Source organism: Paenibacillus sp. LX16 (genome assembly GCF_036252815.1).
Lineage (GTDB): Bacteria > Bacillota > Bacilli > Paenibacillales > Paenibacillaceae > Paenibacillus > Paenibacillus polymyxa_B.
In genome coordinates this window covers 1,705,010-1,726,330 of record NZ_CP141152.1, presented here as the reverse complement: position 1 = coordinate 1,726,330, position 21,321 = coordinate 1,705,010, and the positions used below count along the sequence as shown (strand labels likewise).

Genomic DNA, 21,321 nt, shown 5'->3' with positions numbered 1-21,321 from the left:
AATTGATTTCAACCTGCTTATTTAGGGAACAGAATATGGTTTTTCAGCGCATGAGCTACTCCATCCTCGTCATTCGAGAGAGTAACGGTGTTGGCAGCAGCTTTGACCTCAAGGGGAGCATTTTCCATGGCAATGCCAAGTCCCGCAAAGGCCAGCATGTCGATATCATTGTAGTTGTCACCCATAGCCAGACAATCGCTTTGTTTCAGTTGGTACTCTTTTAGCAGAATTTGAATGGCTGCCGTTTTGGAAGCCTTTTTTGACATAATTTCCAGATAAGTAGGCTTGGATAAGTAGAGATTTACTTCTTCGCCGTATACGGGTCGCAATACTTGAAGGACGCGTCTGATCTCTTCGGGATCACCCATGCACAAAATTTTACTGGTTCCATCAGTCTCTTCCCTCCAACCATTGGTAAGCTTAGAAAAACTATAAATGCGAGGCTCGATATTGGTGATGTCACGTTCTTGAAGCGCCCATGCATCCAATTGCTCAATATACCACTCATCATCCTTATACAGGCTTACGTGAAGATCATAGGCAGCCAGGCTATCAAGCAAACGCTGTGTCATTTTCTTATCTATATAACGGGTGTTCAGCTTGTTCCCGTGTTTATCTATAACAAGTGCCCCACTGTAGCATATGAGAGGCTCAGAAATACCAAGATGCTTCTGCAATGGAATAATTGCTTTTGGCATTCGCGCAGAGACAAGAACCACTGGAATCTGCTTATCATTTATAACCTGGAGAATGGTTTCTTTGGTTGCTTCCGTGATTTGATGCGCCGAGTTAAGCAGCGTCCCGTCAATATCAATGCAGACAATTTTATAAGTTTCCATAAATGATTCCTCCAGCTCCAGTGTATTTTGTTATTCAATGAATGAGTATACAAGAAAGATAGTGTATATAACCAAAAATACAACACACATAATAACTTGTTACTTATTACGACAAGCTTTGGCTTGTTTATGAATCGTTTCTATCAGATAAAATTACTCGGTAACGTTAACATCTAGGCAGGAGAATTGCATAGGCTTAGAGAAGTAGATCTTTCATAAATGACTGACTGTGAATTTGTACCGGAAATGTACAGAAAAGGAGTTTGAGTAAGTCAATGATACGATATGGATTACAACAGGAACAAGGATTCAAGCTGGTTATGACGCCTGAATTGCGACAAGCAATCACGATCTTGCAATATTCTTCAGCTGATTTAATATCCTTTCTGCATGAACAGGCGAACAATAATCCAGTCATTGATTTGCCGGAGTTTAATATGTCCATAGGCAGTATCAAAGAAGAAGCAGATCGGTTTTCACAGAAAGATCAAGGAGATCTGCTTGAACATTATCGTGGCGGAGAAAAATATCCATCGGTCCAGCGAGCAAACCCCATTACATTTCTGGATTTTGTCCCCAATCCGAATGATACCCTGTTTGAACATCTGAACAGGCAGCTTGGACTGGTATGTGGGCTTACAAATTCACAGCGTATGGTGGCACGGTACCTCATTGGCAATTTGAACGAAATGGGATATTTAGAACTTGATGTTCCAACAGTCGCCTCACTATTGGACGTTCCCATAGCCGAAATTGAGGATATGCTCTTGGTGATACAGAGTTTTGATCCACCGGGGATCGGCTCTTACAGCTTGGAAGAGTGTCTTCTTCTCCAGCTCCAGCTTGCTGGCATGGATGATGAATGCATAGTCAGAATGGTAAGCAACCATCTGGCCGATCTGGCGAATAATCGGATACAAAAAATTGCGGATGCTCTTGAAATCGGTAGGCGAGAGGTTATACAGATGGCCGATCGAATTCGCAAGCTAAATCCATGCCCGGGCGCAGCATTTGCTCATAAAGAGCAGCAATACATCATAGCAGATATAACGGTCGAAAAAGCCAACGGGGAATATCTTGTCCTGATTAATGACATCAGTGCGCCGCGGGTTGAGATCAACCCTTTTTATCGGCAAATGATGCAAGATCTACCGAATAGTGAAACCAAACGTTTTATACATGAGAAGATAAATACGGCAAAATGGCTGGTCAATAGCCTGAAGCAACGTCGGCTGACCCTTCTACGGGTTGCCAAGGCCATTGTGGAAATGCAGCAGGATTTTTTGGAGCATGGCGTGTATCTCCTCAAACCAATCACCCAAAAGGAGATTGCCGATAAGACGGGCTTACACGAATCCACGGTCAGCAGGGCGGTCAGTAATAAATTTATACAGACGCCTCGCGGATTGTTCGAACTCAAATTCTTCTTTACTTCCTCCTTGACGTCAGCCGACGGAGATGCGGCTTCATCGGAGAGTGCAAAAAAGCGTATCAAAAATTTGATAGATGATGAGGATAAGCAAAAACCGTTATCAGATCAGGCTCTTACTACCCTGCTGGGAAAGGAAGGTTTGCATCTATCACGCAGAACCGTGGCGAAATATCGGGAAGAACTGAGATATCTTTCTTCTGCCAAAAGAAAAAAGTTTGAAGTTTGAATGTTTAAGGAATAGTCGCGTTTGATCCGATTTCATATTTTTTAATTTGGCTTGATCCTGAATGATCCGACTCGCTAGTTCTTGAATTCACCATTACATCCCCTTTCTTGAACTAGGAAGTTTTCACTTTTGAAACGCTTCCAATTTGCTATAAGAAAAACGTCAGTTAGTAGATCCATACTATGAATCGACCGGATGAGCTAATATTTTCACAATAAAATCATGTAGTTTCGCCTTGCTTAAAGACAACGGGGAGACGATACACTTGCTGATCTAAAGTTTCACCTTCGATTTTCTTATAAAGCAGTCTGATTGTCATACGTGCCATCTCCTCCACTGGCTGTCTGATTGTAGACAATATCGGATGAAAATAAGGATGGTCCTGAATCCCGTCGTAGCCGATAACCTTTACATCCTCTGGAACGCGAATGCCCTGCCTGCGTGCTCTTTCTATATAGTTGGCGGCTAACATATCGGTAATAGCGAAAATGCCGTCCACATCGCGATGCTCATTTAGGAACTCGTTAAAATAGGCATCGTCGTCCACTATAGGGTCGGGCTTCTCGTAGATTACATAATCGACTCCCAATGTTTGCGCCTCATGAATGAAACCTTTTCTCCGATTCATGGTTTCACTGAAAACGGAAGTGACGCTTCCCATAAAAGCCGGTTTCTGGGCTCCCACTTTAACAAGCTCCCTCAAAGCCAGACGCCCTCCCTCATAATTATCGGAGGTCACACAGGTGATTTTTTTGTTGAAGTGCCTATCAATACTTACAATCGGAATGTCATTGCTTACGCTATTCTCTATATCATTGTAAGTAATGCCGACAATACCAGCCACTTTGTTTTGCCGTAGCATATCCAGATAATACAGTTCCTTTTCGGGCTTGCCGCCGCTATTACATAACATGAGCTTAAAGCCTTCCCGATCCAACTCATCCTCAATGTAATAAGCCAGTTCAGAAAAAAAAGGATGCCAAATACTTGGAAGCAGCAAGGCTACCATCTTGGATTTCCTCATCTTGAAATTTCGAGCGACTTCATTAGGAAAATAATTCAGTTCTTGTATAGCTTCCTCCACTTTTCTGCGTGTATCTGGTTTTACAGAGCCCGAGTTGTTAATAACGCGGGACACCGTTCCCACAGCAACACCAGCTATCTTAGCTACATCTCTAATACTTGGCATTTAACCCCCCCATCTCTCTTATGAGAATTATAATAACACTAAGATGGAAACGTTTCAATTTTGTTGATGCTCTTTTTTCGCAGAAGCTTTTTATCTTCCCTACCGGGCTGAAACGCCAGCGCGGATGCTTGTAGTGCATAATAGACTGCAAGTTTCTTTTTACTATAGAAGGCAGAGTTGTTGGATAAATGACTGAATACTTCCAACCTTTATCATTACAGTAATCTGTGCAGGCTTTATATAAATGTGACATCTTACCTTCTCGAAAAACTAATACATCGGGGACGTGTTCCTTCTTCACTTTAGCAAAATCCTTATTAATTAATTGAAGTTGTATATTAATTGGCTGGCTATAGACATTACTCAATATAACATACAAACGTATAATATATTGATGCTTCACAACTTACGTTATATACTATTATAAAATTTATACACTGGGGGTAAGGTTAAAATGTCCATAGCTTCGGAGTTGAGCGGAACGAAGCCCGATTCACTCAGCTTTTTACATGGGGTTAAAGATTGTATTCCTACATTGCTCGGTTATGTATGTATTGGGTTCGCGGCAGGCATTGTGGGTGCTTCATCAGGGGTTAGCACCATGGAAATTGCCTTCATGTCGGCGCTTGTATACGCCGGAGCCTCTCAGTTTATTATGTGCTCGATGCTGGCTGCAGCGAGTCCTCCATCCGTCATTATTTTAACGACATTCATTGTGAATGCTCGTCATCTGCTGTTAAGTGCGTCACTGGCTCCTTACTTTTCTAAATATTCATTGTGGAAAAACATAGGCATCGGCGCTCTTTTGACGGACGAATCCTTTGGAGTAGCGTCGGATAAATTGGCTAAAGGCGGGCAGGTCAGTGACCGCTGGATGAACGGGCTTAATATTACAGCTTATCTCGCCTGGATTGCATCCTGTGTGGCGGGAGGGGTTCTCGGGAACTGGATATCCCGGCCGGAGGCTTTTGGTCTGGACTTTGCCTTGCCTGCGATGTTCCTTGCCCTGCTTATTTCCCAGCTCCAAAGTGTCCAGACCTCCAAACTCAAGCATCGTCTGCTGCTTGTGCTATGTATGGCTGTTCTGATGTACCTTTTGTCCTGGTGGGTGCCATCACATATCGCCGTCATTGTAGCAACCATGATCACCGCAACGATTGGAGTGTTAACCGACAAATGAGCATTAATCCCAATGTCCTGTATATCATTATCGGTGCTATGATTGTCACAGCCATCCCAAGGATCATTCCCTTTGTCGTGCTGCAAAGGCTGGCGCTTCCCAAACCAGTGCTACAATGGCTTTCCTATATTCCCATCTGCATATTCACGGCCCTCGTGATGGAGAATTTGCTCGTCCGAACCGAATCCTCAGTCACTCTTAATGGGCAAGTGCTTATGGCTGTCTTTCCTACGCTAGTGACCGCCTTGTGGAGCAAAAACCTGCTGGCTACCGTCGTTGTCGGTATTGTGAGTATGGCTGTAGTTCGACTATTGTGGTGAAGATAAAAATACCCTCCTGAAATAGGAGGGTATTTTTATCTTCTTATGACCCACCTGTCGTCCTTACTAACGAGAGCGACAGATCTTCTTCCTCAAAACCACGTTCTCGTTGTGAAAGATACGAGGAGGCTTGAAGCCTGAACATTTCTGCATACACTCCGTCTATATCCATTAAGCGTTCATGGCTACCTACTTCTACAATTCTGCCCTCCTCCATTAAAATAATGGTATCCGCCATACGTGCGGAGGACAATCTGTGTGAAATAAACACTCCAATTTTTTCATGAATAAGCTGATCAAACTTTTGAAAAACCTCTTTCTCCGCATGTGGATCCAAAAAAGAGCTCGGTTCATCCAAGACATATATATCAGCATTTCTCATAAAAGCCCTGGCTATTGCAATACGCTGCCACTGTCCTCCAGATAGCTGCTGTCCATCTTCAAACCATTTTCCAAGCAAGGTATTCATTTTATCAGGCAGGTCGACTATCAAATCTGTAATTCCCGCCTTATCTATAGCTGTCCAAATAGCCTCATCATTTTCTCTGGAAGCCACATTACCAAAGCCTATATTATCCCTAACAGCCATCTCATAATGTACAAAATCCTGAAAAACAACGCCTATCTTTTCTCTAAAAATGTCTTTATCCAATTCATGTATAGAGTGTCCATTAATTAAGATTTCTCCTTCATAATCGGAATACAAATGAGTTAGTAACTTCACGATCGTTGATTTACCCGATCCATTTCTCCCTACAATCGCCAGCTTCTCTCCTTGCTGAAGCTTGAAGCTAACATTAGAAATGGCATTCTCCTCCGTGTTCGGGTATCTAAACGATACATTCCGAAATTCAATACTGTGAATAGCGGACAAAGGCAATTGCTGAACCGTTTTTTGTATTTTTGCCTCTTCCGGCATATCCAAAAAGTCAAATAGCTGCTTGATATACAAATTATTTTGACACAAGCTTAAAATCCCTTGTACAATGCTCTGCGATGTTGACTGGGTTAACGTGATACCCTGAATTAAGCTCACCAAGTTCCCAAAAAAGAATAAAAGGACAAGCATGGAATGAGAAAAATGAATAAGAATGCCCACCATCTCCATGCAATGAGAATCGCACCCGTCGAAAATAAAGTTACAACACTGCTAATAATAGCAAGGATTTGAGTAAATATTTCAAACGGCCTAAAATCTGCCTCTCCCTGAGCACGTTGAAGCATATTTTATTAAGTGTTTCTGAGAGGATTACATCCTCACGCTATCCTAACTACAACCAGTCCCTATTCACAAACATCTTTCTCCCACCATACAGATAGGCTAAAAACGTAAAAATAACAATCAATCCAAGACTGTAAGGCTCAACTCGGGGTGCATAACTCGCTGTTTGCGGCATCATAATATAATAAGGAATCGTAAAAGGAAACCACGCACCTATGGAAGAGTGAAAGCCTGTTATGACAATATTAGGAACCACACAACAAATAGACATTCCCAGAGAAGCTCCAAAATTCCGAATTTTTATCGAGAGCATAAGCTGTAGTGCTGCCAGGGGAAAAATCCCGATCCACCCTCCCAAACCGGTTGAAAGAACGACAGACCAAGGGATTTCTCCTGGAGCACCTGCTATATTTCCGCTTACAAAATAGCCTACTATAAATATAAGCTGATCAAGACCCAGTATGAGAATGAGCAATATATATTTTGCATAATAAATTTGCTGACGAGGATACGGGCTGCTTAATAAAATCTTCCATCCTCCATCCCGATGCTCATACGCACACAAAAGAGAAGCGATAATTCCACAATAGAGCGGATAAAAAAACATAGAGTGAAATTGCGCTGAATACGTATATAAAGTTAACCAGCTGGGCGAAAAAAACTGCTTCAAATCGTTCAGCTCCAGGACTCCCATTAAAGAATTTATGACCGCATCTAATATAATGAGAATCCATACCATGATCCATTGAAGCTTTATCGTCTCTACGCGTAAAATAGAGCCCATGTATCTTCTCCTCTCTATTTGAATTCATGCTTGGTAAACTGTAATGTACCAAGTCCCGTAAAGATGACTCCCGCACTTAAAGCAACGATCACCCAAATCATGTGTTCCTTCATCAGAGGACTTGAGAGTGCAGGGTACGACCAAGGCAATATTTTAATCCACAGAATACTTGTGCGTGCCAAAAACAAGCTTGCAATAGAACCGAATATACCAAACGCTAATGGGAATGCCTGATTAGTGAAAAGCGTAGACAGCCAAAGTTGAATTGCAAGTACTGGTAGGGTAGCCAAGCTTGCATTAATCGGCTGTAACAGCATGATCCGCCAAGGAATGGGTTCGTTTGTATATAACACCCAGATGAGGCTCATACCTGCTACAGTGATCAAGGCGGTACCCAACTGCAGAATCACGATCCATACGATTTTGGATAAATAGATATGGCTTCTGGGAACAGGCATGGCCATAAGCTGCTTCCATGTTTGAGTATCATGCTCTGTACCGGCCATAATGCTCGCCAAAAGTGTACCGCCAAGCAGCATCACAAACGAAAGGAACATAAACATAACGGCAAAACCAGCATAGACACCCCCTGGTCCTTGCCGAAAGTAAAGATACCATTCCACGGCAGTCATGCCTGTAAGTACACACCCCTGTATAAGAGGAATCCACCAGCATATTTTCTTCAGCTTAAGCCCCTCTGCCTTTATAACCCGGAGTATCATAAGCTTCGCTCCTTACCTGTCAGTTCCAGGAATATCTCCTCCAAGGTTTTTTTCTTCTCTGTGACCCGATAAATGGGATGATTGTGCTCCACAAGCACCTTGATCATCTCCGAAGATTGTTGCCGATCTACAATAGGAGTCACGACCTCATTTTGTTCAATCGATTCAGCTCCGGCTGTCCATCCATGCTGAATCAGTGCACCGGCAGCCAGAACAGGATCTGGGGTTTCAATGAATAATTGAGGCTTGCTTTTGGCGGTGAGTTCCTTCATCGTTCCCTGGAAAATCATTTCACCCTGATTAATAATTCCTACATAGGTTGCAATCTGCTCAATTTCGCTTAATAAATGGCTCGAAACCAGTACCGTCATTCCGTAAGCGCCAGGAAGGCTCATAATTAACTCCCGAATTTCCTGAATACCAGACGGGTCCAAACCATTCGTCGGTTCATCTAGTATCAATAATTTGGGGTTGGCAATAAGCGCCATAGCAATCCCCAGTCTTTGTCGCATCCCCAAGGAATATCCCTTTACCGGACGATACGCATCCTTCGTTAATCTCACTAAATCCAGCACTTCATGAATTCTTCGGGTCGGCAGTCCACGCATGGTTGTAACGATTTCCAAATTTCGATATGCGGATAAATGGGCATAATAGGCAGGTGATTCAACCAAGGAGCCAACATCCTTCAATATTTCCATACGCTGATCCTTTAGCTTTTTCCCGAAAATCTCAATTTCTCCGGATGTGGATTTAATCAGCCCAAGTAGCATACGAATCGTGGTTGTTTTACCTGCCCCATTAGGTCCTAAAAATCCATAAATCTGCTGTCCGGGTACCTGGAGATTTATTCGTTTTACAAATTCCCGTTTTCCAAAACGCCTAGTTAGCTGCTGTGTATGTATTACATATTCAGACATTTCCTGATCTCCTCTCGACTTCTAATGCTGAAGCTTAAGTTACACACAGTTTACTAAAGTAAAGTAAACATCAGGTAAACAGTCCCTAAACAACAGGCAAAAAAATCGAGCAAACTGTAAAATGTGAGATTAGATGTTTAGCGGCAGTGAAATCTCCATCCTTGTACCCGCTTTACTGCCTGGAAGGATATGAAGCGTTCCGTTGTGCGCTTCAATAAAGCTTTTGGCAATAGGTATTCCATGCCCTTGGGAGTGAGGTACCTGCATGAACTTATTAGAATTCATTCCTATTCCGTCATCTTCGATAGAAATATGAAGCTTATCGTTCGCTTTGTTTACTTTCATGGAAACGTGTGTACCTGGAGGATTATGAATGATTGCGTTAATCAAAAAATTCTGCAGCGCTCTGCCTAATAACTTGCTATCGAAGGGCATAATACATGCCGCCTCCATGGACGTAAAAGAAAATTCGTATTGCTCGGCCGAAGGATGGTTAGCGATATCTATGACTGCACTACGGAGAAACTCCACAATGTCCTCCTTCTCCAATTGGATTGGCAATGGACTTTCCTTAAGCTGCATAGAAGCATTCAAATCCTGAATCAACTGCTTCATTTCAGTCACTTTCTCACTGATACTCATACTAAAGCTTCTTCTTTCTTCATCAGACCAGTCATACTCTTGAGCAGTTAGCATGGCCGCATATCCTTCAATATAAGATAATGGTGTTTTGAGATCATGGCTTACACCTGCTACCCACTGCTGTTTTCGTTTCTCTATTTCCACTCTCTCTTCCTCATTGCTGCGCAATTGAGCCGATAAGATGTTCATTTGTTCAAAAACTTCTTTATACAATTGATACGGAGGTTTATAACTATTTTTCTGATTTTTTTTGCTCTCCGGCAGTTCCAGTTCACTTAGCGGCGCTTGGAATTCCCCCGTCGCAATATTTCCAATCCATTTAATTACATACACCAAAGGTTTGCCTATATACCATCCGTAGGCAGCTATGAACACAACACTCTGCACGATACCAAGTCCTGTCCAGAATAGATCAATATTTATATTTTGAGATGCTCCAAATATACTTTTCATAAAAATATATAAGATCGTGCAAATAACAAAACATAGGACATAGGCCAGTACAAAGCATAACGTTACTTTCATAAAACGAAAGGACATCTTAACTAGAGAGTTCATTCTTGCTCCCCCATCTTGACTGACATCATTTTATAACCAAGCCCTCTTACATTGATTAAAAATTGCGGGCGCTTGGGATCAGGTTCTATTTTTTTCCGCAAACGGGAGATATGAATCACTACGGTCTTCTCATCACCCAAGAAAGCCTCGCTCCATATCGCCTCGTAAAGCTGCCGTACACTGAAAATACGGTTAGGATGCTTGCACAAAAATACTAGCAGTAGCCATTCACGTGCCGGACACTCGACCTGCTTGTCCCCCACAAACAACACACCGGATTCCAGTTCCAGTCGGAAATATCCAAAATCTAAAGTACGTAAGGTCTGCTTCATGGCCACTGTCGAAACTTTCCGATATTTCATTCGAGCTTTCATACGGGCAACGACTTCCAGCGGGTTAAACGGTTTGGTAATATAATCGTCCCCTCCAATACCAAACCCCATTAATTTGTCCAGATCTGTATCTCTTGCCGTCAAAAAAAGAATAGGAGCATCCGTATATAGACGCATTTGACGACACACCTCAAACCCATCGCTATCAGGCAGCATAACATCAAGTACAATCACATCCATTTGAGATTCCATCACGACTTGCAGCGCTTCCCGACCTGTTGCAGCATGCTTGACTTGAAGGAACCCTTCTTTTTTTAACACCGTTGTCAGCATATCCCGCAACCCCTGCTCATCATCTACTATAAGTACTGCAATTTCTTCCATAACCCAATGTTCTCCATTCTTTTTTTACATTTTTTACTTTCATTATAAAAGCAAACGGGCAGAATTTAAATCGAGTTCCATCACATATCGTTCATCCCCGTGAATATACTTAATAACCAACAAGGCCAAACTGTGCCGTGTATCCACTTGGGGGGTGCCTAATAATGCCGGAACCACGCCAGCCATATTCATTCGTCGTATCCCGCGAAGATTGGTCGCTGCATCGCAAAGGGTACCAGGACCAGCAACGTCATCAGCAGAAGGTCAAAGATGTCATTAAGCAAAATCTACCCGATCTGATAACGGAAGAAAATATTATTATGTCGGACGGTCAACAGATTATTAAAGTGCCGATTCGCAGTCTGGATGAATATCGCTTCATTTATAATTATCAAAAGCAAAAGCATGTAGGCCAAGGGGATGGAGATAGTCAGGTGGGGGATGTCATCGGACGTGATCCTGCCTCCCAGAAGCCTGGTAAAGGTGAGAAAGCCGGCGACCAGCCGGGACACGATATTATGGAAACGGAAGTCAGCATAGAAGAACTGGAAGATATGCTGTTCGAGGAAATGGAATTACCGAATTTACAGCAAAAAGATAAGGATCAAATTGAGGTTGAATCTATCGTGTTCAATGATATACGCAAAAAAGGCATGCAAGCGAACATTGACAAGAAACGAACCATTCTCGAAAATCTGCGCCGCAACGCCCGTGAGGGGAAACCGGGCATTCATCATATTAGTCCGGACGATCTTCGTTACAAAACATGGGAAGAGAAGACTATTCCCCAATCCAACGCGGTGATTATAGCCATGATGGACACATCAGGCTCGATGGGCTCTTTTGAAAAATATTGCGCTCGTAGCTTCTTTTTCTGGATGACCCGCTTTTTGCGCCGTCAGTATGAAAAGGTGGAAATTGTATTTCTCGCGCATCATACCGAGGCTAAAGAGGTTACGGAGGAAGAATTTTTTACCCGCGGAGAAAGTGGCGGCACGATCTGCTCTTCCGCTTATTTGAAAGCCCTAGAGATTATCGACAAACGATATCCTCCATCCAGCTACAATATTTATCCCTTCCATTTCTCAGATGGCGATAACCTGACCTCGGACAATGAGCGGTGTGTGAAGCTAATCGAGGAACTTATAAAGCGAAGCAATATGTTCGGCTATGGAGAAGTGAATCAATATAATCGCAGCAGCACGCTGATGTCAGCCTACAAGAATATTAAAAAGGATCAGTTTATGTACTATGTGATCAAGGAAAAAGGTGAGGTATACCAAGCCTTACGTACCTTTTTTCGTAAACGGGAAGGGGGATCGGTGGGATGAGTACCGACCAGAAGGAGCTAGAATATGCGATATCAGAAATTATGGAAATTGCCGATGGATTCGGGCTCGACTACTACCCGATGCGGTATGAGATTTGTCCGGCGGATATTGTATACACGTTCGGAGCCTATGGTATGCCCACGCGCTTCAGCCACTGGAGTTTCGGAAAAACCTTTCACAAGATGAAAATGCAGTACGATTTTGGATTGAGCAAAATCTATGAGCTGGTCATTAACTCCAATCCCTGCTACGCCTTCCTGCTGGAAGGAAATTCTTTGGTGCAAAATAAACTAATTGTCGCTCATGTACTGGCACACTGTGATTTTTTCAAACACAACGCTCGCTTTTCAGCTTCTAATCGCAATATGGTGGAGAGTATGTCGGCCACAGCAGATCGAATCAACAGCTATGAAATGGAATACGGTTCAAAGGCTGTGGAATCCTTCATTGACTCTGTACTGGCGATACAAGAACATGTGGATCCACAGATCATCAAACCCAGACATCTGGATAAACAACGCTATATGGAGCTCAAAATCCGGGAGCAGAAAGAACCTGGAAAACGCCAGCGCCCTCCTGGGCCTTACGATGATCTATGGTCACTGGAAACAGCGAAGCAGCATGATCCGACCGAGACCGAGGGCGTCAAGGTACGCAAGTTCCCACCGGAACCTGAAAAAGATATCGTCTGGTTTATTCAGGAATTCTCGGAGGTGCTGGAGGACTGGCAGCGAGATATTATGACGATGCTGCGGGACGAAATGCTGTATTTCTGGCCCCAAATGGAGACCAAAATCATGAATGAAGGCTGGGCCTCCTATTGGCACCAGCGGATTGTAAGGGAACTAGATTTGACCGGGGAGGAAACCGTTGAATTTGCGATGCTGAACGCTTCTGTCGTACAGCCTTCCAAGCAAAGCCTGAACCCGTACTATTTGGGTCTGAAAATATTTGAGGATATTGAAAAACGATGGGATAACCCAACCCGTGAGGAGCAAGAGCGACAAGGACGCAAACCGGGCGAGGGTCGAGCTAAAATGTTCGAGGTACGAGAGTTTGACTCAGACACCTCTTTTATACGCAATTACATGACTAAGAAACTGACAGAGGATTTGGATCTGTATGTGTTTGAGAAACGGGGACCCGATTGGAAAATCACCGATAAATCTTGGGAAAACATACGAGATCAGCTCGTGTTTTCACGTGTGAATGGAGGCTCACCTTATATCGTCGTCGAGGATGGAGATTACCTGCATACGGGCGAGTTGAAGCTCAAGCACCAGTACGAAGGCATTGAGCTGGATTTAAAATATATGGAGCGCACACTTCCGTATGTATATCAGCTGTGGGGGCGCACCGTTCATTTGGAAACTTTGATTGAGGGTAAGCTCGCCTTATTCTCATATGATGGTAAAAAACATCATCGCAAGTTTGTATAGTCATACAAAATCAATTGCCAGCCTACATTTAAAAAGGCGCATTCCGAACAAACGGATATGCGCCTTTTACTACTTCCTCTTAAATTCGACGATGTAGCTTTGATTGAGCTGTTTTCCACCTTCCGAAATATTCTGGTACATGGATAAAAACCGTGCGGATGGGCTCCATACCGTTGGGCTGTCATAGGATTGAATATCGGTCGTAACCGGAGTGGTTTTACCCGTGGACTGGTCAAACACATACAGCCCTCTCATGCCTTGCTGATCCTCATCATAAATGGAAAAAGCAAGCTTGGACCCGTCGCTGGACCAGCTTCCACGACTCATTAAAGTACCTTGACCGACGATTCCTTTCTCTTTGCCCTGTTCATCCAAAATGATCATACGGGCTGGTTCGGATGTATTCCATTTCCGCTTTTCAATGGCAATAGACTTACCGTCAGGCGACACGGCAAAGGACATGGCACCCTCTGCAATGGTTATAGCCTGAGGATGATTGAGGGTGAACCGATTCAGCACCGGATACCCTTGTTTATCACTGCCTGTATAAAATATGGCGTTACCCACTTTTTCGACATGAGAAATCAATTCAGAGCGATTCGGATCTTGAAAACTTAATTCTTCAGCTTTGTCGTCCAGACCAATCAGCTGGATTTTACCATCCGGTCTGCCTGTAATGAGATCATTCTCATCGCTCCAGCTCACTTCGTTAGTCATATCCAGCTTGCCAATCGATGTAACCTTACCACTGCTTAGTTCCAAAATGTAGCCCTGGATATCATACTTGCTGCTGGTGCTACCTTCAGTAAAAAAGACATGGCGCTGATCCGGTGATACCACAGCAAGTAACTGTGGAGCCTTACGACCTGGTGTTAAAATCCGCTCCTTGCCTGTCTTTACATTATGAATCAACAGCCTGGTCTGTCTCTCTACAATCAGCTCTTCGTCGCTCAGCCAAGACCTTGCGTAGACATCCCCCAGCCTGTCGATAGACGATACCACCAGCTCGTCCGTTACTTGCTTCTGGGCTGCATCCGTGTCAATCACAGTAAGCTGTTGGCCCGGTTTCATACCGAATGCTGGATTTGTCTCTCCTGCGCTCTTCATGCCGCAACCACTGAGCAATCCCCCAGCGATTAAGCCGGTCATGAGCACCCCCGTGGCTTTCTGTCTAAAAACTCTTGTACGGGAATCTTCGCGATGAGAGGAGCCGTTCTTTTGCCTATAGCTGTCTATGTTTTTCTTTATCATGTACAACGGCCTCCTTGTTAACGATACCCCCAGTTTAATGTCTGAACATCTCATGAATACATCGAATTGTTTCCAAGTTGTAAACAAGACACCATTCTAGCCCTGTGCTAACAATCGGCCGTTTACAGGGAGCTATCGTGAACCAAGAGGGGGAGTCTAAGCGAAAATTCATTACCACTTTCATTCGTATGGCCGTTGCCATTTTCCAACTCACTATGATCTGAAGCTGTAAGCTGCAACTCTCCCCCCATGCGCTCCGCCAATCTGCGCGCCAGAGGAAGACCGAGTCCCGTACCGCTGTCCTGACGAGATCGATCACGACTTAAGGTAGCAAACGGCTCAAAAATCATGTCCCATTGCTCCCTTGGAATCCATGGACCGGAATTGCGTATATACACCATCACAGTATCCTGTTCTACCCGATTCGATAACGTAATCCAGCCTCCGTCCCGATTGTATTTCACTGCATTATCCAGCAAATTCAATACAATATGCATTAGATGCTTAGGATCTCCCCACACCTGGGTAGGAACGGTATCTATCGAAAAATTCAGTCTACGCGCTGCCGCTTTTCCTCGAATACGACTCCCTGCATCTTCCAGTAACGAATGCAGTTCCACAGCCTCCGTATGCAATTCAAAATCATATTTATCCAGCACAGATAGCCGCAGCGAGTCCTCGACAAGCTCGTACAACCGTTTTGTTTCCTTACTGATGCTTTCTCTCGCTTCACGCACCAGTTCAGGATCATCCCCATACATATCGAGTAAATCAGCATAAGCTTGAATAGAGGTTAATGGGGTCTTTAGTTCATGGCTGATATTTCCAATAAAAGATTTTTGCTGCTGCTCTAGCTCTCTCAAGCGCTGAACCGCTTCTTCCAGCCGGAGCTTTTCGTTTTCCAGCGCGGTAATGCTCTTCTGGATCACATGACTCATTTGGAGCATTCCTTCATCCAGTCTTCCCAGCTCATCCTGCCGCCGCAGCAGTCTGGCTTCAGGATAATGCCCTGCTGATATCTGTTCGGAAGCGCGAGTCAGTCGTCCGATGTCCCTTGTCTGGCGGCTGACATAACCTAAACCTAAAATAAAGCTCAATACCAGCACCGCGCCCCCCGTCCATAGAAACAAGTGGGCAATAGCCCGGTAGAACTGCTGCTGCGCTTCTGTTGAGCTGTGAAGCTGTACCACTCCCAGCAAGCCGTCCGGACCTTGAAGTGGAGCTAAATAAGTGATTGCGCTTCCTTCTGTAATATACGCAATTTTGCCTTGGATCGCATAGGAGAGCGCCTGGCTGACATCTGTTCTAAAAGCCAGCGGTAGAGAATTGCCAACCTCATGCCCCTGACCATCATATAAAATAACACGCATATTACTGGATACGCCCAGTTCCACTGCGAGCCCAGGTGCCTGCTTCTTCATAAAGTCTTCAGGTGATTGGCGCATTCCCAACAGGTAAGACTGTTTTACACGCATTTCTACAATTTCGGCCTGACGTTTTAAGCTGCGTTCCATTTGGTCTGTCTGGTTAGCGCGAATACCAGTAAGCACGAGCCAGCTCAGCACACCGACAGTAAACAGCAGCAAAGCCGCCAGTACCAGCGGAAATTTCCAACGCAGGCTCAAGCCTGTAGGTTTGCGTTTGCGCTTCTGTTGGTCGGTGGACCGCAAGCTTCCTTGCTGATGGAGTGAATGATGTTCGTTCACGTCATTTTCTCTGCCTTATAGCCGATACCATACACGGTCTGCAATATCGCCTGGTGTGGCTCAAGCTTCTTGCGCAAACGCTGGATATGAATATCCACCGTACGCGTTCCGCCCACATAATCGAAGCTCCATACCTGCTCCAGCAGCTCGTCCCGTGTATATACCCTCCCGGCATGAGACACCAACAGCGCCAGCACATCAAACTCCTTAGGGGTCAGATCCAGCGCTATGGCTCCAAGTTCAGCCGTTCGGCTGGACGGACGTACCCGTAATGGACCGAAGACCACTTCTGTTCCTTCCGGGGCAGGCGCTCCTTCTCGCTCCAGTCTCCGTACCAATGCTTTAATACGAGCGAGCAGCTCCCTCAGGTCAAACGGTTTGCTCATAAAATCGTCCGCACCCAGCTCCAGCCCGAGTACCTTATCAACGATATCGTTTTTGGCCGTCAGCAGTAAAATACCGATGCCCTTCCGACTTTCCAAACGGCGGCACACCTCATATCCGCCCAGTTTGGGCATCATCACATCCAGTATGAGCACATCCGGATGGAACAAACGCACTTTTTCCAAGGCGTCCTCCCCATCAACGGCGGTTTCCACCAAAAAACCCTCGCGCTTTAACGCATAAGCTAGCGCATTCCGAATGCTCGCCTCATCGTCCGCTATCAGTATTTTTTTATCCATGTCCTGCCCTCCCTGCATAAAAAAAACGCTCCAGCTACTTATGTTCCCGCAAATAATAATGAATCAGACAGGTATGACATATAAACTGCTCACGTGGATCGTTAAGATCAAAATCTGTCATGTCGCGTATCCGTTCCAATCTGTATTTTACTGAGTTACGATGTATAAAAAGATAATTGGCTGTATCTACCAGACTGCCCCTGTTTTCCAAATAATAAAATAACGTTTTGAGTAAGTCACTGCCATGTGAGCGATCATATTGCTGAAGTCTCCCCAGCTTGCGTTCAAATACATTTGAAAACTCCTCTTTGTCCATCGCTTCACCAAGCATATAGTGCATCTCTATATCGCTGTATTTGCATACACGTTTATCAGGATACAGCCGCTGAGCTACAGTAATGGCACGACGTGCTTCATTGTAGCTTTGCAGCAGCTCCCATAACTTTTTGGCACTGCCGATGCCTACATAATAATCGACGGTACCCCAGGCTTTTTCAGTTGACCAGTTTTTCAGCGTCTCACTCCAGGACGTTTCCTGATCAGAGCCAGGTGCGTTCTGATGATCATTCGGCTGAAGAGTCGGCAGAAATAATATCGCACGATTTGAACGGAACTCAATATGAGACACCACACGCCGTCGGGTCGATTCCACACTCAGTAGCCCAGAAAGAATCTCTTCTGGCGGAGCCGCAGCACTTTCCAGTACAGCCACCTCCCAGTCATATTCCGGATTGAATCCCAATTGACGACCTCTCCGCTCAACCTCATGCCGCAACGGCAACGGAGGTGTCATTAGCTCATCTATAAAGTTCCCCCGTAGTCGGCTTTCCGTATCTTCTACCGCCTTTTCACGCATTAATTCCAACGCCATCACCAGCCGTGCCTGCTCAATACCAACCTGCTCCATATCATCCAGCTCATTGCGGGCAATAACCAACTTGGCAACTGTACGTTTATCCACACTAATGGGAAAATGACGAGCATCTTGTACCTTCGCCCACTCCCATTCTTGTGGTGAAGTGACTATGGCTTGACCTCCATTATCAATCAAAGCAACCGGAGCTTTAAAAAGCTCTGCTATATTATCACTTACAGCCTGTATGCCACTGTTCTCCAGCACCATCGTCGTTAACGTTCGATAGATTTCTTCCGAACGTCGCAGCAGCTCTGCCTGTCGGTTCAACACCATATCCATGACACGCTGCGTAATATCCGTATAGGGAATATCGGCTGGAATCTCAATCACAGGAAGGCCGCAGGCATCGCTTTCTTCAAGTGCACTGTGGGGAATTCCCGTGAGAAAGCGGGTAGGCTTGATCACGAGCGCCGCCGCTCCGCCCTGATGCAGTAATTGAATAATTTGACACAATACCTCAGGCTCATGACGGATCGAATAAGCCGTTGTCATCAACAATACACCTTCCCGGACCCAGCCTTTCAGGTCAGGGACTTCCATAATGTCAATAAATCGGACAATCCGGCTTAGCCCTTGTTCTCCGCTTAATACCTTCGCCTCCTTCAACACGGGTATTGCCATGAGCTCTTGAACTGTTACACCCGGTATTTTCATAAAGACAGACCACCCTGCTATTTATTTTGCAAAATCCTTAGTTCATCTAATTTTCAGGATAGTGTACCAAAAAAGTATACAAAACAAAACCTTTTACCGCTTGGTCAAGTCTATCCACACCAGCCCATTCCTATCTTTAGTAGCTCAATGGAACATAAATAAACCGCCCTTTTCTAGAAAAGGCGGTTTATTTTAATTTTCAACTATTTATAATGAGGTTTAAGAACTATCCTGCTTGTCCCCCACACGAAGTGGCTGCTAGCGTACCGAAACGGCTGCACCCAACGCCACAATCGGGTCAATAGCCCGAATCCCTAGTGTACGCTCCAGCTCTGGCGCAAAGTTCATCGTTACAAAACCTGTGCAGGCAAGTACGATGACCTCAGCCCCCTTCTCCTGAAGCCGCAACGCTGCTGCCATAGCCGCCTCTTTACCTTGTGGAGTGTTCAAGTCCAGTGTCGTCTGCACACCTATGGGACGCTCTGTACCGATATAGGAATTGCCCAAAATGTGGCGAATCAGCGGCGGAGCCTCCTCCAAAATGGTCAACACGCCTACACAGCTGGCCGATGTCAAAGCCAAGAGTGCCGCACAGGCCCCCGCCCCGTATACAGGTACAGATACAGCTTGACGAGTTTCTTCTAGCGCCGGATCAGCCGCGCAGCTAATACCGATAGACGTACAGCCTTGTTCAACGAGTTGTTGCGCCGCGAGCACAATTTTAGGCACCGCTTCCCGGTCTGTGATATCATCGTAGATTCCTTTCGGCTGATCGGGAATACATACACTGGTGACAGGCAGCCCGTAGCGCTGCTCAATGACCTGGCCGTGAAGGTCGATAGCTGCTTTGTCCTGCATGGTAAGCACTCTGATCATTCCAAGCATGATAACTTCCTCCCTTTTATCTCTCTAGCAACTGACCAGCCTTCATAATCAGACGATCATCCAGATATACATCCGGTTTTTGTACGACTCCGTCAATATGTACACCCGCAGCGACAGTTCCCCCGAAGGTATTATTGCTGCCAAAAGCGACATGAATCGTGCCATATACTTTCTCGTCCTCTAACACAACACCTGTAATGCGGGCTTTATCATTCGTTCCAATACCAAATTCGGCCAGCATTCTACCATCGCCTTCACCGAGCATATTCAGCAGGGACTGTCCGGCTTCCCCTTCTGCGGCGATCAATCTGCCATTTTGCACTGTCAGCAGCAGCGGGTCTTTTAAGGCACCAATTCCTGCTACAGAACCGTCCACCACAATCTGACCCTGTGCCGTTCCTTCCAGCGGAGCAATATACGCTTCACCGGAAGGCAGGTTGCCCGATTCGCCAGGATTCAAATACATACCTGTGCTGGGAACACCGTTGCGCCCTTCTATGGTAAAGTTCAGGCTATATCCATCCTTTTCAATCCGTACCTGCTTGGCAGCAGTCAGCAATGCGGTCACCTCTTCGGTCAGCGCCTTGACCTTCGGATAATCAGCAGCAATTGCTCCATTCATGAACATATCGTCTGTCATGCCAGGCATGGTCGCTAGGCGTGCTCCAGCAGCTGCGGCTTGCTTACGGGCACTTGTATGTGTCAGCGAATACCGAGTGACACATACAACAACGTTGGAGCGAAGCATGGCTTCGGCAACAGGGGCCGGAGGCTCCTCGCCCGATTTGGAGCGAACCTTCATCGTCAAAATAGCTGCTTCTGCCCCCAGTGCCTTGCCAGCTTCATATATGGACTCGCCCAATTCTTTTTTATCATCGTCGGTTACGACCAGAAGCGTCTCCCCAGCGGTAAGTCCCAAACATTTTTGCAATACATTTTTACTGATTTCAATACGTTGTTGACTCATAGTTCTTACCTCCAATTTTTACTCCTTACACCATTTCCGATACCAGTTTTCCAATCAAGGCATTGGACAATACAACGGGAATCCCTGAGTAATGCGCCGCTAGCTCTCTATGCGTTTCCGTATAGCCCATGCAATCCAGCACGATCAGATCGGCTTGATTCTTGAACTGTCCAGCTGCTCGGCAAAATTCTTCCTCACTGCCACTGTAAGGCGAGGCCGCCACAAACTCTGGATTCAATCCATAAGGACTGAATTTAAGCTTGAGGTTGTTCTTCTGTTCTTCGAGCGGTCCAATGAGACCCAGTCTTCTTCCGCTGGATATGGCCTTTAGTACAGGAGGAAGCACATGATCTGGCTCAATTAGAAAAGCGCTTTGGGTATGCAATCCAGGAAACACACCGGTACAGAGTAGCAAAATAGTACGTATGCCTTGCTCCTCCAAACGTGTGATTTTTTCCTGGAGCAGCGGCTGGATTTTTTCGCGTGAAATGACCACCGACTCCCCGGTCGTCAAGCGCGAGGTTAATACATATTCTCCTGGTGACGGTGATAGATGCTGTTGTATATAGTCCAATGAGAGCCCATCCAGCGCACCGGCCTGTACCAGCTCTGCCCGTCCCTCCAACGCCCTTTCTACGATAGGGGTCACATCTGAGCGGGGGGCTTGCCCAATCGTAATCATCCCAAGCTTATGCATTTTGAATCCCTGCTTTCGCTTCATTTTATTTTACGCTCCTGG

The 21,321-nt window shown here is 45.3% G+C and carries 20 protein-coding genes; 5 read left to right on the top strand and 15 right to left on the bottom strand.

What is annotated here, in order from left to right:
* Positions 1-17: 17 nt before the first annotated feature.
* Positions 18-839 (bottom strand): Cof-type HAD-IIB family hydrolase, encoded by an 822-nt coding sequence (locus T3H97_RS07915; protein ID WP_190298927.1) that lies wholly within the window; start codon positions 837-839, stop codon positions 18-20.
* Positions 840-1,114: 275 nt separating this feature from the next.
* On the opposite strand from T3H97_RS07915, the gene rpoN reads away from it, so the two are divergent.
* A complete protein-coding gene (gene rpoN / locus T3H97_RS07910; protein ID WP_328802202.1) occupies positions 1,115-2,497 on the top strand; it encodes an RNA polymerase factor sigma-54 in 1,383 nt (460 codons plus the stop codon).
* Between the two features lie 220 nt (positions 2,498-2,717).
* On the opposite strand, the gene T3H97_RS07905 is transcribed toward rpoN, so the two are convergent.
* The gene (locus tag T3H97_RS07905; RefSeq protein WP_328802201.1) at positions 2,718-3,686 is read right to left on the bottom strand and encodes a LacI family DNA-binding transcriptional regulator; all 969 of its coding nucleotides are present in this window, start codon (positions 3,684-3,686) and stop codon (positions 2,718-2,720) included.
* 454 nt (positions 3,687-4,140) lie between these two features.
* Between T3H97_RS07905 and T3H97_RS07900 the strand changes: the two genes are divergently transcribed.
* Positions 4,141-4,866: an AzlC family ABC transporter permease gene (locus T3H97_RS07900; RefSeq protein WP_250244201.1), complete on the top strand. Its 726-nt coding sequence runs from the start codon at positions 4,141-4,143 to the stop codon at positions 4,864-4,866.
* Positions 4,863-5,186: an AzlD domain-containing protein gene (locus T3H97_RS07895; protein WP_039269810.1), complete on the top strand. Its 324-nt coding sequence runs from the start codon at positions 4,863-4,865 to the stop codon at positions 5,184-5,186. The genes T3H97_RS07900 and T3H97_RS07895 overlap by 4 nt, the downstream gene beginning before the upstream one ends.
* A gap of 43 nt (positions 5,187-5,229) precedes the next feature.
* On the opposite strand, the gene T3H97_RS07890 is transcribed toward T3H97_RS07895, so the two are convergent.
* The 6 genes from T3H97_RS07890 to T3H97_RS07865 all read right to left on the bottom strand — a co-directional run bounded on the left by T3H97_RS07890 (position 5,230) and on the right by T3H97_RS07865 (position 10,750).
* A complete protein-coding gene (locus T3H97_RS07890; RefSeq protein WP_328802200.1) occupies positions 5,230-6,153 on the bottom strand; it encodes an ABC transporter ATP-binding protein in 924 nt (307 codons plus the stop codon).
* 304 nt (positions 6,154-6,457) lie between these two features.
* Positions 6,458-7,192, bottom strand: a complete 735-nt coding sequence (locus T3H97_RS07885; protein WP_328802199.1) for an ABC transporter permease — start codon at positions 7,190-7,192, stop codon at positions 6,458-6,460.
* Between the two features lie 14 nt (positions 7,193-7,206).
* Entirely contained in the window at positions 7,207-7,914 is a 708-nt protein-coding gene (locus tag T3H97_RS07880) for an ABC transporter permease (protein ID WP_134903595.1), read from the bottom strand.
* Positions 7,911-8,834 carry an ABC transporter ATP-binding protein gene (locus T3H97_RS07875; RefSeq protein ID WP_190298922.1) on the bottom strand — a complete coding sequence of 308 codons (924 nt, stop codon included), beginning with the start codon at positions 8,832-8,834 and terminating at the stop codon, positions 7,911-7,913. The genes T3H97_RS07880 and T3H97_RS07875 overlap by 4 nt, the downstream gene beginning before the upstream one ends.
* Positions 8,835-8,963: 129 nt before the next feature.
* Positions 8,964-10,034 (bottom strand): sensor histidine kinase, encoded by a 1,071-nt coding sequence (locus T3H97_RS07870; protein WP_328802198.1) that lies wholly within the window; start codon positions 10,032-10,034, stop codon positions 8,964-8,966.
* The gene (locus T3H97_RS07865) at positions 10,031-10,750 is read right to left on the bottom strand and encodes a response regulator transcription factor (protein ID WP_328802197.1); all 720 of its coding nucleotides are present in this window, start codon (positions 10,748-10,750) and stop codon (positions 10,031-10,033) included. Before T3H97_RS07865 ends, T3H97_RS07870 begins: the two co-directional genes overlap by 4 nt.
* Positions 10,751-10,914: 164 nt before the next feature.
* Between T3H97_RS07865 and yhbH the strand changes: the two genes are divergently transcribed.
* A complete protein-coding gene (gene yhbH, locus T3H97_RS07860; protein WP_023987828.1) occupies positions 10,915-12,081 on the top strand; it encodes a sporulation protein YhbH in 1,167 nt (388 codons plus the stop codon).
* On the top strand, positions 12,078-13,520 hold the full coding sequence (locus T3H97_RS07855; RefSeq protein ID WP_328802196.1) for a SpoVR family protein: 1,443 nt from the start codon (positions 12,078-12,080) through the stop codon (positions 13,518-13,520). The genes yhbH and T3H97_RS07855 overlap by 4 nt, the downstream gene beginning before the upstream one ends.
* A 69-nt stretch (positions 13,521-13,589) precedes the next feature.
* Here the strand turns inward: T3H97_RS07855 and T3H97_RS07850 are convergent, their stop codons facing one another.
* From T3H97_RS07850 to T3H97_RS07820, 7 genes are all read right to left on the bottom strand, one after another.
* Positions 13,590-14,771, bottom strand: coding sequence for a WD40 repeat domain-containing protein (locus T3H97_RS07850; protein WP_328802195.1), 1,182 nt, complete (start codon positions 14,769-14,771; stop codon positions 13,590-13,592).
* 122 nt (positions 14,772-14,893) lie between these two features.
* Complete coding sequence (locus T3H97_RS07845) at positions 14,894-16,477, bottom strand: sensor histidine kinase (RefSeq protein WP_328802194.1); 1,584 nt, start codon at positions 16,475-16,477, stop codon at positions 14,894-14,896.
* A complete protein-coding gene (locus T3H97_RS07840) occupies positions 16,474-17,160 on the bottom strand; it encodes a response regulator transcription factor (RefSeq protein WP_328802193.1) in 687 nt (228 codons plus the stop codon). The genes T3H97_RS07845 and T3H97_RS07840 overlap by 4 nt, the downstream gene beginning before the upstream one ends.
* A 34-nt stretch (positions 17,161-17,194) precedes the next feature.
* The gene (locus T3H97_RS07835; protein WP_328802191.1) at positions 17,195-18,730 is read right to left on the bottom strand and encodes a PucR family transcriptional regulator; all 1,536 of its coding nucleotides are present in this window, start codon (positions 18,728-18,730) and stop codon (positions 17,195-17,197) included.
* Between the two features lie 258 nt (positions 18,731-18,988).
* Positions 18,989-19,615 (bottom strand): aspartate/glutamate racemase family protein, encoded by a 627-nt coding sequence (locus tag T3H97_RS07830; RefSeq protein WP_328802190.1) that lies wholly within the window; start codon positions 19,613-19,615, stop codon positions 18,989-18,991.
* A 16-nt stretch (positions 19,616-19,631) separates the two neighbouring features.
* Positions 19,632-20,582, bottom strand: coding sequence for an aminopeptidase (locus tag T3H97_RS07825; RefSeq protein WP_328802189.1), 951 nt, complete (start codon positions 20,580-20,582; stop codon positions 19,632-19,634).
* A 25-nt stretch (positions 20,583-20,607) separates the two neighbouring features.
* Positions 20,608-21,303 (bottom strand): AroM family protein, encoded by a 696-nt coding sequence (locus T3H97_RS07820; RefSeq protein ID WP_328802188.1) that lies wholly within the window; start codon positions 21,301-21,303, stop codon positions 20,608-20,610.
* Between the last annotated feature and the right edge of the window lie 18 nt (positions 21,304-21,321).

Coding starts and splice junctions, on each gene's coding strand:
- T3H97_RS07905 (WP_328802201.1), bottom strand. CDS start 3,686: ATGCCAAGTATTAGAGATGTAGCTAAGATAGCTGGTGTTGCTGTGGGA.
- T3H97_RS07840 (WP_328802193.1), bottom strand. CDS start 17,160: ATGGATAAAAAAATACTGATAGCGGACGATGAGGCGAGCATTCGGAAT.
- T3H97_RS07830 (WP_328802190.1), bottom strand. CDS start 19,615: ATGCTTGGAATGATCAGAGTGCTTACCATGCAGGACAAAGCAGCTATC.
- yhbH (WP_023987828.1), top strand. CDS start 10,915: ATGCCGGAACCACGCCAGCCATATTCATTCGTCGTATCCCGCGAAGAT.
- T3H97_RS07915 (WP_190298927.1), bottom strand. CDS start 839: ATGGAAACTTATAAAATTGTCTGCATTGATATTGACGGGACGCTGCTT.
- T3H97_RS07875 (WP_190298922.1), bottom strand. CDS start 8,834: ATGTCTGAATATGTAATACATACACAGCAGCTAACTAGGCGTTTTGGA.
- T3H97_RS07855 (WP_328802196.1), top strand. CDS start 12,078: ATGAGTACCGACCAGAAGGAGCTAGAATATGCGATATCAGAAATTATG.
- T3H97_RS07885 (WP_328802199.1), bottom strand. CDS start 7,192: ATGGGCTCTATTTTACGCGTAGAGACGATAAAGCTTCAATGGATCATG.
- T3H97_RS07900 (WP_250244201.1), top strand. CDS start 4,141: ATGTCCATAGCTTCGGAGTTGAGCGGAACGAAGCCCGATTCACTCAGC.
- T3H97_RS07880 (WP_134903595.1), bottom strand. CDS start 7,914: ATGATACTCCGGGTTATAAAGGCAGAGGGGCTTAAGCTGAAGAAAATA.
- T3H97_RS07870 (WP_328802198.1), bottom strand. CDS start 10,034: ATGAACTCTCTAGTTAAGATGTCCTTTCGTTTTATGAAAGTAACGTTA.
- T3H97_RS07820 (WP_328802188.1), bottom strand. CDS start 21,303: ATGAAGCGAAAGCAGGGATTCAAAATGCATAAGCTTGGGATGATTACG.
- T3H97_RS07825 (WP_328802189.1), bottom strand. CDS start 20,582: ATGAGTCAACAACGTATTGAAATCAGTAAAAATGTATTGCAAAAATGT.
- T3H97_RS07835 (WP_328802191.1), bottom strand. CDS start 18,730: ATGAAAATACCGGGTGTAACAGTTCAAGAGCTCATGGCAATACCCGTG.
- rpoN (WP_328802202.1), top strand. CDS start 1,115: ATGATACGATATGGATTACAACAGGAACAAGGATTCAAGCTGGTTATG.
- T3H97_RS07850 (WP_328802195.1), bottom strand. CDS start 14,771: ATGATAAAGAAAAACATAGACAGCTATAGGCAAAAGAACGGCTCCTCT.
- T3H97_RS07895 (WP_039269810.1), top strand. CDS start 4,863: ATGAGCATTAATCCCAATGTCCTGTATATCATTATCGGTGCTATGATT.
- T3H97_RS07865 (WP_328802197.1), bottom strand. CDS start 10,750: ATGGAAGAAATTGCAGTACTTATAGTAGATGATGAGCAGGGGTTGCGG.